The 12,431-nt window shown below is 60.3% G+C and carries 11 protein-coding genes; 5 read left to right on the forward strand and 6 right to left on the reverse strand.

Features of this window, described 5'->3' with window-relative positions:
- Positions 1-195 precede the first annotated feature (195 nt).
- The 5 genes from kdgD (at position 196) to ACIPLA_RS22275 (ending at position 6,839) form a co-directional block, all read left to right on the forward strand.
- Entirely contained in the window at positions 196-1,107 is a 912-nt protein-coding gene (kdgD, locus tag ACIPLA_RS22255; protein ID WP_192346260.1) for a 5-dehydro-4-deoxyglucarate dehydratase, read from the forward strand.
- Positions 1,108-1,167: 60 nt separating this feature from the next.
- Positions 1,168-2,613 (forward strand): aldehyde dehydrogenase family protein, encoded by a 1,446-nt coding sequence (locus ACIPLA_RS22260; protein WP_218398674.1) that lies wholly within the window; start codon positions 1,168-1,170, stop codon positions 2,611-2,613.
- 148 nt (positions 2,614-2,761) lie between these two features.
- On the forward strand, positions 2,762-4,150 hold the full coding sequence (locus ACIPLA_RS22265) for an MFS transporter (protein WP_371317166.1): 1,389 nt from the start codon (positions 2,762-2,764) through the stop codon (positions 4,148-4,150).
- A gap of 11 nt (positions 4,151-4,161) precedes the next feature.
- Positions 4,162-5,715 (forward strand): galactarate dehydratase, encoded by a 1,554-nt coding sequence (gene garD, locus ACIPLA_RS22270; RefSeq protein ID WP_401175969.1) that lies wholly within the window; start codon positions 4,162-4,164, stop codon positions 5,713-5,715.
- A 182-nt stretch (positions 5,716-5,897) separates the two neighbouring features.
- Complete coding sequence (locus ACIPLA_RS22275) at positions 5,898-6,839, forward strand: AEC family transporter (RefSeq protein WP_123498954.1); 942 nt, start codon at positions 5,898-5,900, stop codon at positions 6,837-6,839.
- Between the two features lie 154 nt (positions 6,840-6,993).
- Here ACIPLA_RS22275 and ACIPLA_RS22280 read toward each other — a convergent pair whose 3' ends face one another.
- From ACIPLA_RS22280 to gatC, 6 genes are all read right to left on the reverse strand, one after another.
- Positions 6,994-7,374, reverse strand: coding sequence for a carboxymuconolactone decarboxylase family protein (locus ACIPLA_RS22280; RefSeq protein ID WP_218398676.1), 381 nt, complete (start codon positions 7,372-7,374; stop codon positions 6,994-6,996).
- The gene (locus ACIPLA_RS22285; RefSeq protein WP_401175973.1) at positions 7,371-8,432 is read right to left on the reverse strand and encodes a calcium/sodium antiporter; all 1,062 of its coding nucleotides are present in this window, start codon (positions 8,430-8,432) and stop codon (positions 7,371-7,373) included. The genes ACIPLA_RS22280 and ACIPLA_RS22285 overlap by 4 nt, the downstream gene beginning before the upstream one ends.
- A gap of 50 nt (positions 8,433-8,482) precedes the next feature.
- Positions 8,483-8,857 (reverse strand): septal ring lytic transglycosylase RlpA family protein, encoded by a 375-nt coding sequence (locus ACIPLA_RS22290; protein ID WP_123355900.1) that lies wholly within the window; start codon positions 8,855-8,857, stop codon positions 8,483-8,485.
- 149 nt (positions 8,858-9,006) lie between these two features.
- On the reverse strand, positions 9,007-10,452 hold the full coding sequence (gene gatB / locus ACIPLA_RS22295) for an Asp-tRNA(Asn)/Glu-tRNA(Gln) amidotransferase subunit GatB (RefSeq protein ID WP_217857637.1): 1,446 nt from the start codon (positions 10,450-10,452) through the stop codon (positions 9,007-9,009).
- Between the two features lie 10 nt (positions 10,453-10,462).
- Positions 10,463-11,914: an Asp-tRNA(Asn)/Glu-tRNA(Gln) amidotransferase subunit GatA gene (gene gatA, locus ACIPLA_RS22300; RefSeq protein ID WP_401175977.1), complete on the reverse strand. Its 1,452-nt coding sequence runs from the start codon at positions 11,912-11,914 to the stop codon at positions 10,463-10,465.
- Positions 11,915-11,930: 16 nt separating this feature from the next.
- The gene (gene gatC / locus ACIPLA_RS22305) at positions 11,931-12,218 is read right to left on the reverse strand and encodes an Asp-tRNA(Asn)/Glu-tRNA(Gln) amidotransferase subunit GatC (protein ID WP_047537661.1); all 288 of its coding nucleotides are present in this window, start codon (positions 12,216-12,218) and stop codon (positions 11,931-11,933) included.
- Between the last annotated feature and the right edge of the window lie 213 nt (positions 12,219-12,431).

Raw genomic sequence — 12,431 nt, forward strand, 5'->3', positions numbered from 1 at the left:
CTGTATGCATATACAGTTGTCTGGATCATAGATCAGAAATTTCCTACGTCAAGGGATTACTTTTTCCGACGCAAATTTTGCGGCTCGCGATGAAATGCAGTTGACGGTTGTATTTTAAGTTGTACGATGACCTACAACTTCGGCGAAGGCTGAACGGTTTTCTCACACAACGTTGCTACCCAGGGTGTTCGAATAATGAATCCACAAGAACTGAAGTCCATCCTCTCTTCCGGTCTGCTGTCATTCCCGGTCACCGACTTCAATGCTCAGGGCGATTTCCATCGCGCGGGCTACATCAAGCGTCTCGAATGGCTGGCCCCATACGGCGCCTCGGCATTGTTCGCCGCGGGCGGCACCGGTGAGTTCTTCTCTCTGGCGGCCAGCGAATATTCGGAAATCATCAAGACTGCCGTCGACACTTGCGCTACCAGCGTGCCAATTCTTGCCGGCGTAGGCGGCGCCACCCGCCAGGCCATCGAATACGCTCAGGAAGCCGAGCGTCTGGGCGCCAAAGGCCTGTTGCTGCTGCCGCACTACCTGACCGAAGCCAGCCAGGACGGTGTTGCCGACCACGTTGAGGCGGTATGCAAATCGGTAAAAATCGGCGTGGTGGTTTACAACCGCAACGTCTGCCGCCTGACCGCGCCACTGCTGGAACGTCTGGCCGAGCGCTGCCCGAACCTGATCGGTTACAAGGATGGCCTGGGCGATATCGAGTTGATGGTGTCGATCCGTCGCCGCCTCGGTGATCGCTTCAGCTACCTGGGCGGTTTACCGACCGCTGAAGTCTACGCCGCGGCCTACAAGGCGCTGGGCGTACCGGTTTACTCCTCGGCGGTGTTCAACTTCATCCCGAAAACCGCGATGGATTTCTACCACGCCATTGCTCGCGAAGATCACGCCACCGTCGGCAAGATCATCGACGACTTCTTCCTGCCGTACCTGGACATCCGTAACCGCAAGGCCGGTTACGCCGTGAGCATCGTCAAGGCCGGGGCAAAAATTGCAGGCTTCGACGCAGGTCCTGTGCGTGCGCCGCTGACCGATCTGACGGGCGAAGAGTACGAAATGCTCGCCGCGCTGATCGACAAGCAAGGTGCGCAATAACACTCGATTAAACCAAGGCCGCTGAGCAATCAGCGGCTTCTTGCGTGAGGAGATCTTCAAGTGGCTGATGCAAAGCGTTACGACAACTACATCAATGGCGAATGGGTGGTGGGCAGTGATTACTGCGCCAACATCAACCCCTCCGAGCTGACCGATACCATCGGCGATTACGCCAAGGCTGATCTGGCTCAGGTCCACGCCGCCATCGACGCCGCTCGCGCCGCGTTCCCGGCCTGGTCCACTTCGGGCATCCAGGCTCGCCACGATTCATTGGATAAAGTCGGCACTGAGATCCTCGCCCGCCGCGAAGAACTCGGCACGCTGCTGGCCCGGGAAGAGGGCAAGACCTTGCCCGAAGCCATCGGCGAAGTGACCCGCGCCGGCAACATCTTCAAGTTCTTCGCCGGTGAATGCCTGCGCCTGTCCGGCGACTATTTGCCGTCGGTGCGTCCGGGCGTGAACGTTGAAGTGACTCGCGAAGCGCTGGGCGTGGTCGGTCTGATCACGCCATGGAACTTCCCGATCGCGATCCCTGCGTGGAAAATTGCCCCGGCCCTGGCCTACGGCAACTGCGTTGTGCTGAAACCGGCGGATCTGGTGCCGGGTTGCGCCTGGGCGCTGGCGGAAATCATTTCCCGAGCAGGCTTCCCGGCCGGCGTGTTCAACCTGGTGATGGGCAGCGGTCGCGTGGTTGGCGATGCGCTGGTGCAGAGCCCGAAAGTTGATGGCATCAGCTTCACCGGTTCCGTGGGTGTGGGTCGCCAGATCGCTGTTAGCTGCGTGTCGCGTCAGGCCAAGGTTCAGCTGGAAATGGGCGGCAAGAACCCGCAGATCATTCTCGATGACGCCGACCTCAAGCAAGCGGTCGAGCTGTCGGTACAGAGCGCGTTCTATTCCACCGGCCAGCGTTGCACCGCGTCGAGCCGCTTCATCGTCACCGCCGGGATTCACGACAAATTCGTCGAAGCCATGGCCGAGCGCATGAAGTCGATCAAGGTTGGCCATGCGCTGAAAACCGGCACTGATATCGGTCCGGTCGTCTCGCAGGCTCAGCTTGAACAGGACATGAAATACATCGACATCGGCCAGTCCGAAGGTGCGCGTCTGGTCAGTGGCGGTGGTCTGGTGACGTGCGACACCGAAGGCTACTTCCTCGCGCCGACGCTGTTTGCCGACAGCACAGCTGCGATGCGCATCAGCCGCGAAGAGATCTTCGGCCCGGTGGCCAACATCGTTCGCGTCGCCGATTACGAGGCAGCGCTGGCCATGGCCAACGACACCGAGTTCGGCCTGTCAGCGGGTATCGCCACCACGTCGCTGAAGTACGCCAACCACTTCAAGCGCCACTCCCAGGCCGGGATGGTGATGGTCAACCTGCCGACCGCCGGCGTGGATTACCACGTTCCGTTTGGTGGGCGTAAAGGTTCATCCTATGGCTCACGTGAGCAAGGTCGCTATGCACAAGAGTTTTACACGGTCGTGAAGACTGCCTACATCGGTTCCTGATACACCGCAGTACCCCCTGTAGGAGCTGTCGAGTGAAACGAGGCTGCGATCTTTGCTTTTAAAGATCAAAAGATCGCAGCCTCGTTTCACTCGACAACTCCTACAGCCCCTACGGGGAACACAACAGCTTCACCCGCGCATAAAAATAATCAGTGGGAGTACATCTACAATGCAATCGACCAAGCCGACTCACGTCCGCTATTTGATCCTGCTCATGCTGTTTCTGGTGACCACGATCAACTACGCCGACCGGGCCACTATCGCAATCGCTGGCTCCAGCCTGCAAAAAGACCTCGGCATCGACGCGGTCACCCTCGGTTATATCTTCTCCGCATTCGGTTGGGCCTACGTGGCTGGGCAAATTCCCGGTGGTTGGCTGCTGGACCGTTTCGGTTCGAAAAAAATCTACGCGCTGAGCATTTTCACCTGGTCGCTGTTCACCGTGCTGCAGGGGTATGTCGGTGAGTTCGGCATGTCCACGGCGGTGGTTGCGCTGTTCATGCTGCGCTTTTTGGTGGGCCTGGCCGAAGCGCCATCGTTCCCCGGCAACGCGCGCATCGTGGCGGCCTGGTTCCCGACCGCTGAACGCGGTACGGCGTCTGCGATCTTCAACTCGGCGCAATACTTTGCCACCGTGTTGTTCGCGCCGCTGATGGGCTGGATCGTCTATAGCTTCGGCTGGCAGCACGTGTTCATCGTCATGGGGGTGATCGGCATCATCTTCTCGGGGATCTGGCTGAAGGTGATCTACAGCCCGCGCCAGCACCCGATGATCAACGACGCCGAGTTCAAGCACATCGCCGACAACGGCGGCATGGTCGACATGGACCAGGATAAAGGCAAAGGCAAAAAAGGCGACGGTCCGAAGTGGGACTACATCCGCCAGCTGCTGACCAACCGGATGATGCTCGGCGTGTATCTGGGCCAGTACTGCATCAACGGCATCACTTACTTCTTCCTGACCTGGTTCCCGGTGTACCTGGTGCAGGAGCGCGGCATGACCATCCTCAAGGCTGGTTTCATTGCCTCGCTGCCGGCGATCTGCGGGTTTATCGGTGGTGTTCTTGGCGGGGTGATTTCCGATTACCTGCTGCGCAAAGGCCACTCGCTGACCTTCGCCCGCAAGGCGCCGATCATCGCCGGCCTGTTGGTGTCCAGCAGCATCGTGGCCTGCAACTATGTGGACGTGGAATGGATGGTCGTCGGCTTCATGGCCCTGGCATTCTTCGGCAAAGGCGTGGGCGCGTTGGGCTGGGCGGTGGTGTCCGACACCTCACCGAAACAGATCGCTGGTCTCAGCGGTGGCCTGTTCAACACCTTCGGCAACATCGCGTCGATCACCACGCCGATCGTTATCGGCTACATCATCAGCTCCACCGGCTCGTTCAAATGGGCGCTGGTGTTCGTCGGTTGCAACGCGCTGGTAGCCGTCTTCAGCTATCTGGTGATCGTTGGCCCGATCAAACGTGTGGTACTCAAAGAGCCGCCTGTCAGCGGTCCTGAAACCAACAATAAGTTATCTGAAGCGCATTCCTGAGGAGCGGCGTCATGCAGTTGATTGAACATTCAGACTCGCCGCGCTACATCCGCCTGCACGAGCGGGACAATGTGGTGATCGTGGTCAACGATCAGGGCGTACCGGCCGGCACCGAATTCCCCGATGGTTTGGTCACCGTGGATTTCGTGCCGCAGAGCCACAAGGTCACCCTCGAGGACATTCCCGAGGGTGGCCAGGTGATTCGTTACGGCCAGACAATCGGCTACGCGTTGCAGCCGATTCCTCGCGGCAGCTGGGTCAAGGAAGATCAACTGCGCATGCCGACCGCGCCGCCGCTGGACAGCCTGCCGTTGTCCACCGAAGTGCCGGTCGCGCAGGCACCGCTGGAAGGCTTCACCTTCGAGGGTTTTCGCAACGCCGACGGCACCGTCGGCACGCGCAACATTCTCGGCATCACCACCACGGTGCAATGCGTCACCGGGGTGCTGGATCACGCGGTGAAACGCATCAAGGACGAACTGCTGCCCAAGTACCCGAACGTCGATGACGTGGTGGCGCTGACCCACAGTTACGGCTGCGGCGTGGCGATCACCGCCACCGACGCGTACATCCCGATCCGCACCGTGCGCAACCTGGCGCGCAACCCGAACCTGGGTGGCGAAGCGTTGGTGATCAGCCTGGGCTGCGAGAAATTGCAGGCCGGGCAGGTGATGCACGAGAACGACAGCTCGGTGGATTTGAGCGATCCGTGGTTGTACCGCTTGCAGGACTCCAGCCACGGTTTCACCGAGATGATCGAGCAGATCATGGAACTGGCCGAAACCCGCTTGAAAAAGCTCGATCTGCGTCGTCGGGAAACCGTGCCGGCGTCCGAGCTGATCCTCGGCATGCAGTGCGGCGGCAGCGATGCGTTCTCTGGCATCACTGCCAATCCGGCGCTCGGTTACGCCTCGGACCTGTTGCTGCGGGCCGGTGCGACGGTGATGTTTTCCGAAGTCACCGAGGTGCGCGACGCGATTTACCTGCTGACGTCCCGCGCCGAAACCGAGGAAGTGGCTCAGGAACTGGTGCGGGAAATGGACTGGTACGACCGTTACCTGGCCAAGGGCGAAGCGGATCGCAGTGCCAACACCACGCCGGGGAACAAGAAGGGCGGGTTGTCGAACATTGTCGAGAAGTCGCTGGGCTCGATCGTCAAGTCCGGCAGCAGCGCGATCAACGGGGTGCTCGGCCCTGGCGAGCGATTCAAGCGCAAAGGGCTGATTTTCTGCGCGACCCCGGCCAGTGATTTTGTCTGCGGGACGTTGCAGTTGGCGGCGGGGATGAACCTGCATGTGTTCACCACCGGGCGGGGTACGCCTTATGGGTTGGCGATGGCGCCGGTGGTAAAGGTGTCGACCCGCACAGAACTGGCGCAACGCTGGCCGGATTTGATCGATATCGATGCCGGGCGAATTGCTACTGGGCGAGCGTCGATTGAAGAGCTTGGCTGGGAGTTGTTCCACTACTACCTGGACGTGGCCAGCGGCAAGAAACAGACGTGGGCGGAGCAGCATAAGCTGCACAACGACATTACCTTGTTCAATCCTGCGCCGATTACCTGATACCGCGTTATCGTTCTTCGCGGGCAAGCCTCGCTCCTACAGGATCGCGTCGTACGTAATTTCCGCGAACGACACGATCCTGTAGGAGCGAGGCTTGCTCGCGAAGGCGTTCTACCAGACGCCAACGTCCCCAGTGGCTTATCATTAGCCCCCTAACGACGCCCACCCAAGGTTCTCCCGGCATGCTGGCTATTTTCCTCGAAACCCTGAACATCACCGCGCCGGTGTTTGCCATGCTGTTTCTGGGGGCGCTGCTCAAGCGCATCGACTGGATCAACGACAACTTCATTCATACCGCGTCGGCCCTGGTGTTCAACGTCACCATGCCGGCGTTGCTGTTTCTGGGCATCTTGCATGCCGACCTGCATGCCGCGCTGCAACCGGCGCTGCTGATCTACTTCTCGATTGCCACGCTGATGTGTTTTGCGATTGCCTGGGGCTGGGCGATCTGGAAATGCCCGCGGGAAGACCGGGGCATCTACACCCAAGGCGCGTTTCGCGGTAACAACGGCGTTATCGGTCTGGCACTGGCGGCGAGCATGTACGGCGACTACGGGATTTCCCTTGGGGCCATTCTCGCGGCGTTGGTGATCCTGTTCTACAACACGCTCTCGACCATCGTGCTGGCGGTCTACAGCCCGGTGATCAAGTCTGACCCGTGGAGCATCTGCAAGAGCGTGATGGTCAACCCGCTGATCATCAGCGTGTTTGCGGCGACGCCGTTTGCGTATTTCAAGATTGGTTTGCCGGGGTGGCTGGAAACGTCCGGCCAGTACCTGGCACAAACCACCTTGCCGTTGGCTTTGATCTGCATCGGGGGCACGTTGTCGCTGGCGGCGATGCGCAAAAGCGGCACGATGGCGCTGAGTTCAAGCCTGGTGAAGATGATCGGCCTGCCAGTGCTGGCGACGCTTGGCGCCTGGCTCTGGGGGTTTCGCGGGGCGGAATTGGGGATTCTGTTTCTGTACTTCGGCAGCCCCACCGCGGCGGCCAGTTTCGTCATGGCGCGGCAGGCCAATGGCAATCATGAATTGGCGGCAGCGATCATCGTGATTACCACGCTGATGGCGGCGGTCACCACCAACGTCGGGATCTTTTTGTTGCAGTGGGGTGGGTGGATCTAGCCTTGGGGTTTGTGGTGTTTTTCAGATCCATTCGCGAGCAAGCCCGCTCCCACAGTGGATTTTTGGTGTACCCAAAATCTGGGTTCATACCGATCAAGTGTGGGAGCGGGCTTGCTCGCGAAGACGGCAGAACAATCAACACAAATTCCGACGATTACTCCGGCTTCTGATAGCTATCAATCACTTCCTGCGCCGCCCGAAACGCATCGATCGCCGCCGGCACACCGGCATACACCGCGCAATGCAGCAGTGCCTCGCGAATCTCTTCCACGGTGCAGCCGTTGTTCAGCGCACCGCGCACATGGCCTTTCAATTCTTGCGGGCACTTCAACGCGGTCAGCGCGGCGAGGGTGATCAGGCTGCGGGTTTTCAGCGGCAGACCTTCACGGTTCCAGACCCCGCCCCAGGCGTGTTCGTTGACGAAGTCCTGCAGCGGCTGGGTGAACTCGGTGGCATTGCCCAAGGCGCGGTCGACGAAAGCGTCGCCCATCACTTGGCGGCGGACTTCAATGCCAGGTTTCTTATTGTCAGTCATGGCAATTCCCTCTTGTGGTGTTGGCGACGCCAGGCGCGTAGCGAGGTGAACAGCAAAAACGCCCCCAGCGCCGGCAGGACGAAAAACAGCATCAGGTGTTCAAGCTTGCCGGCCAGTGGCATACCGGTGGTGAACGACACCACGTGCAGCCCATAGGCCAGGTACAAACCCAAGAACAGCAGGCCTTCGGCGCGAGTCACCCGGTAGCCGGAATAGAACACCGGCAGGCACAGCACCGCGACACCGAGCATCACCGGCAGGTCGAAATCCAGGGCGTTCGGCGAGACCGACAGCGGCGACGGCGCGATCAATGCGGTAAGCCCTAGCACGCCCAACAGGTTGAGCAGATTGCTGCCGATTACGTTGCCTACCGCGATGTCCCGCTGACCGCGCAACGCGGCAATCAACGAAGTGGCCAGCTCCGGCAGGGACGTGCTGACGGCGACGATCGTCAGGCCGATGATCCGCTCCGACAAGCCCAGGTCGGTCGCGACCGCCACCGCGGCGCCGAGCAGCAAGTGCCCGGCGAACACCAGCATCGCCAGCCCGGCGACAATCATCAACAGGCTGCCGAACCAGGGGGCCTGCAGTGCGTCATGTGCGCCCGATGGCGGACGGGCCGAGTGCCGCGACTGGCGCAGCAGCAAGCCCAGATACAGCACCAGCGCGGCCAGCAGCAGCATGCCGTCGAACCGGTTCAGTTCTTCGTTCCATGCCAGTACGAACACCAGCAGGCTGGCGCCGATCATCAGCGGAATATCCAGGCGCACCAATTGCCGCGAAACCCGCAGCGGAATAATCAGCGCCGAGAGCCCGAGGGTGACGAGGATGTTGAAGATGCTGCTGCCGATCACGCTGCCAACGGCGATGTCGGCGTTTTGCGCCAGGGTGGCTTGCAGGCTGACCGCCATCTGCGGTGCGCTGCTGCCGAGGGCCACGATGGTCAGGCCGATGATCAGCGGCCGCACATGCAGTCGCGCGGCCAGGCGCACGGCGGCGCGCACCATCAATTCGGCACCGGCGACCAGTAAAAACAGACCGCTGAACAATTCAATCACGCTGATCAGGGGTAAATCGGCAAGTCCGAAAATAGTCAGCGCTCCGTCTATCAGTCGTCGAGGGCTTGCACGCGAACTTTCGCGGTGCCACTGCGCAGCATGCCCAACTGTTCGGCCGCTTCACGTGACACGTCGATCAGGCGCCCACGAGAGTATGGCCCGCGGTCGTTGACGCGTACCACGCAGGACCTGTCGTTATTCAGGTTGGTAATCTTCACCCGGGTGCCGAACGGCAACTGGCGATGGGCGGCGGTCAGGCCGTGCTGGTTGAAACGCTCGCCGCTGGCGGTGCGTTTGCCATGGTGTTTGGCGCCGTAATACGAAGCTACGCCGGTCTTGTCGTAGCCGTGTGGATCGATGGTATCCGTACTGGCACAACCGGCCAATAGAGAGAGCAGGGCGCAGGCACTGAGCAGACGCTTCATTCAATGGTTCCCACATACAAGTGTGGGAGCGGGCTTGCTCGCGAAGAGGCCATCACATCCAGCATAAATGTTGAATGTCATACCGCTTTCGCGAGCAAGCCCGCTCCCACAGGGATTTGAGCCAGGTCTGAGTGCTGGCTCCATTGCCATCAGCCTTCGAGCTTGCTTTTAAGTAGTTCGTTGACCTGTTGCGGGTTAGCCTTGCCTTTGGAGGCTTTCATGGCCTGGCCGACGAAGAAACCGAACATCTTGCCGCGTTTGGCTTCGTCTGCCGCGCGGTATTGTTCGACCTGCTCGGCGTTGGCCGCGAGCATTTCGTCCAGCACCGCCGAGATCGCGCCGGTGTCGGTCACTTGCTTGAGGCCGCGCTTGTCGATGATCTCGTCTGCGCTGCCTTCGCCGTTGGCCATGGCTTCAAACACCACCTTGGCGATCTTGCCGGAGATGGTGTTGTCCTTGATGCGCAGCAGCATGCCGCCCAGTTGCTCGGCCGAAACCGGCGACTGGTCGATGTCCAGGCCTTGCTTGTTCAACAGGCTGCCCAGTTCAACCATCACCCAGTTAGCCGCCAGTTTGGCGTCGCCGCCGATGCTTGCGACTTTCTCGAAGTAATCGGCTTGTTCGCGGCTGGTGGCCAGGACGCTGGCGTCGTACACCGACAGACCGAACTGTTCCTGGAAGCGCTCGCGCTTCTGCGGTGGCAGTTCCGGCAGGGTGGCGCGCACGTCGTTGAGGAACGAGTCCTCGATGACCACCGGCAGCAGGTCTGGATCGGGGAAGTAACGGTAGTCGTTGGCTTCCTCTTTGCTGCGCATCGGACGGGTTTCGTCCTTGTTCGGATCGTACAGACGGGTTTGCTGGATCACCTTGCCGCCGTCTTCGATCAACTCGATCTGACGCTGCACTTCGGTGTTGATCGCCTTCTCGATGAAGCGGAACGAGTTGACGTTCTTGATCTCGCAGCGCGTACCGAACTCTGCCTGACCCTTTGGACGGATCGACACGTTGCAATCGCAACGCAGCGAGCCTTCGGCCATGTTGCCGTCGCAGATGCCCAGGTAACGCACCAGCGCATGGACAGCCTTGACGTAAGCCACGGCTTCCTTGGCGCTGCGCATGTCCGGCTCGGAAACGATTTCCAGCAACGGCGTGCCGGCGCGGTTCAGGTCGATGCCGGTGGCACCGTTGAACTCTTCGTGCAGGCTTTTACCGGCGTCTTCTTCCAGGTGCGCGCGGGTAATACCGACGCGTTTGACCGTGCCGTCTTCCAGCGCGATGTCCAGGTGGCCCTTGCCGACGATCGGCAATTCCATCTGGCTGATCTGGTAGCCCTTGGGCAGGTCCGGGTAGAAATAGTTTTTGCGGGCGAACACGTTGTGTTGGCCGATCTCGGCATCGATGGCCAGACCGAACATCACCGCCATGCGCACCGCTTCCTGGTTCAGCACCGGCAATACGCCGGGCATGCCAAGGTCTACCAGGCTGGCCTGGGTGTTCGGCTCGGAACCGAAGGTGGTGGAACTACCGGAAAAGATTTTCGACCGGGTGGTGAGCTGGGTATGAATCTCCAGCCCGATCACGACTTCCCATTGCATGTGTTTCTCCTCAGAAGCCGGTTGGGGTGCGGGTGTGCCAGTCAGTGTTCAACTGATACTGGTGCGCAACGTTGAGCAAGCGGCCTTCCTGGAAATACGGGGCGAGCAACTGCACGCCGACCGGCAGGTCATCGACAAAGCCTGCAGGCATGGACAAGCCCGGCAGACCAGCGAGGTTGGCGGTGACGGTGTAGACGTCTTCCAGGTACGCGGCGACCGGGTCGCTGTTCTTGGCGCCGAGCTTCCAGGCCGGGTTCGGCGTGGTTGGGCCGAGGATGATGTCGACCTCATTGAAGGCCGCCATGAAATCGTTCTTGATCAGACGACGGATTTTCTGCGCCTTCAGGTAGTAGGCGTCGTAGTAACCGGCCGACAGCGCATAGGCACCGACCATGATCCGGCGCTGCACTTCCGGGCCGAAACCTTCGCCACGGGACCGCTTGTACAGGTCTTCCAGGTTTTTCGGGTCTGCGCAGCGATAGCCGAAACGCACGCCGTCGAAACGCGACAGGTTGGAAGACGCTTCCGCCGGAGCGATCACGTAGTACGCAGGGATTGCGTGCTGCATGTTTGGCAGGCTGATTTCCTTGACCACGGCGCCGAGCTTTTTCAGCTCTTCGACGCTGGCCATGACCAGGTCGGCGATGCGCGGATCGAGACCGGCGCTGAAGTATTCCTTCGGCACGCCGATGCGCAGGCCTTGCAGCGAACCATTGAGGCTGGCGCTGTAATCAGGCACGGGCTCGTCGATGCTGGTGGAGTCCTGCGGGTCGAAACCGGCCATGCCTTGCAGCAGGATCGCGCAGTCTTCAGCGGTGCGCGCCAACGGGCCACCCTGGTCCAGGCTGGAAGCGAAAGCGATCATGCCCCAGCGCGAGACACGACCGTACGTCGGTTTCAGGCCTGTGAGGTTGGTAAAGGCTGCCGGCTGTCGAATAGAACCGCCAGTGTCGGTAGCTGTCGCGGCTGGCAACAGACGAGCGGCAACGGCCGCCGCTGAACCGCCGGACGAGCCGCCCGGAACGTATTCCAGGTTCCACGGGTTTTTCACCGCGCCGTAGTAACTCGACTCGTTGGCCGACCCCATGGCGAATTCGTCCATGTTGGTCTTGCCCAGGGTCACGGCCCCGGCAGCAGCCAGTTTGGCGACCACGGTGGCGTCGTACGGTGCTTTAAAGTTGTCGAGCATCTTCGAGCCGCAGCTGGTGCGGATGCCCTGAGTGCAGAACAGGTCTTTGTGCGCGATCGGCGCGCCGAGCAGGGCGCCGCTCTCACCGTTGGCCCGACGAGCGTCAGCGGCTTTCGCCTGCTGCAGCGCTAGGTCTTCGGTGAGGCTGATGAAACTGTTGAGCTGCGGGTCGAGCTGGGCGATGCGCGCCAGCAAGACTTTGGTCAGCTCTTCGGAAGAAAACTTTTTATCGGCGAGTCCGCGGGCGATCTCGGCCAGAGTCAATTGATGCATTGCAGGCTCTTTCCCTTTAGTCGATGACTTTCGGAACCAGATACAGGCCGTTTTCGACCGCTGGTGCGATGGACTGATAGGCCTCGCGATGATTGGTTTCAGTCACGACGTCTGCACGCAGGCGCTGGCTGGCTTCCAGTGGGTGGGCCAGCGGCTCGATACCGTCGGTATTGACCGCTTGCATTTCGTCGACCAGCCCGAGAATGCTGTTCAGGGCCGAAGTGATGTGTGGAAGATCGGCTTCATTGAGGCCAAGGCAGGCCAAATGAGCGATTTTTTCCACGTCGGAGCGTTCAAGCGCCATGGGATTCTCCAGTGGAAAACAGAACGGACGGCGTCCGTGTGTTAGATTGTCGGAACACTACCGCATTTCTACGGTCTCAAGGCCGCGATTGTGGGGCTTGGTGCACAGAAAAGCGGCCAATTTAACATATTGGCGCCTTGCCCAAAATCCCTGTCGTTGTTAGAGTTTGCCGCACTTTTTTACCCACGCGTTGCCTAGGGTCCCTTTCCCATG

Source organism: Pseudomonas sp. NPDC086112, from assembly GCF_044746425.1.
Lineage (GTDB): Bacteria > Pseudomonadota > Gammaproteobacteria > Pseudomonadales > Pseudomonadaceae > Aquipseudomonas.

Bases quoted from the DNA above. Each gene is read 5' to 3' on its own strand.
- kdgD (WP_192346260.1), top strand. From the start codon at position 196: ATGAATCCACAAGAACTGAAGTCCATCCTCTCTTCCGGTCTGCTGTCA.
- garD (WP_401175969.1), top strand. From the start codon at position 4,162: ATGCAGTTGATTGAACATTCAGACTCGCCGCGCTACATCCGCCTGCAC.
- ACIPLA_RS22275 (WP_123498954.1), top strand. From the start codon at position 5,898: ATGCTGGCTATTTTCCTCGAAACCCTGAACATCACCGCGCCGGTGTTT.
- ACIPLA_RS22280 (WP_218398676.1), bottom strand. From the start codon at position 7,374: ATGACTGACAATAAGAAACCTGGCATTGAAGTCCGCCGCCAAGTGATG.
- ACIPLA_RS22290 (WP_123355900.1), bottom strand. From the start codon at position 8,857: ATGAAGCGTCTGCTCAGTGCCTGCGCCCTGCTCTCTCTATTGGCCGGT.
- gatB (WP_217857637.1), bottom strand. From the start codon at position 10,452: ATGCAATGGGAAGTCGTGATCGGGCTGGAGATTCATACCCAGCTCACC.
- gatA (WP_401175977.1), bottom strand. From the start codon at position 11,914: ATGCATCAATTGACTCTGGCCGAGATCGCCCGCGGACTCGCCGATAAA.
- gatC (WP_047537661.1), bottom strand. From the start codon at position 12,218: ATGGCGCTTGAACGCTCCGACGTGGAAAAAATCGCTCATTTGGCCTGC.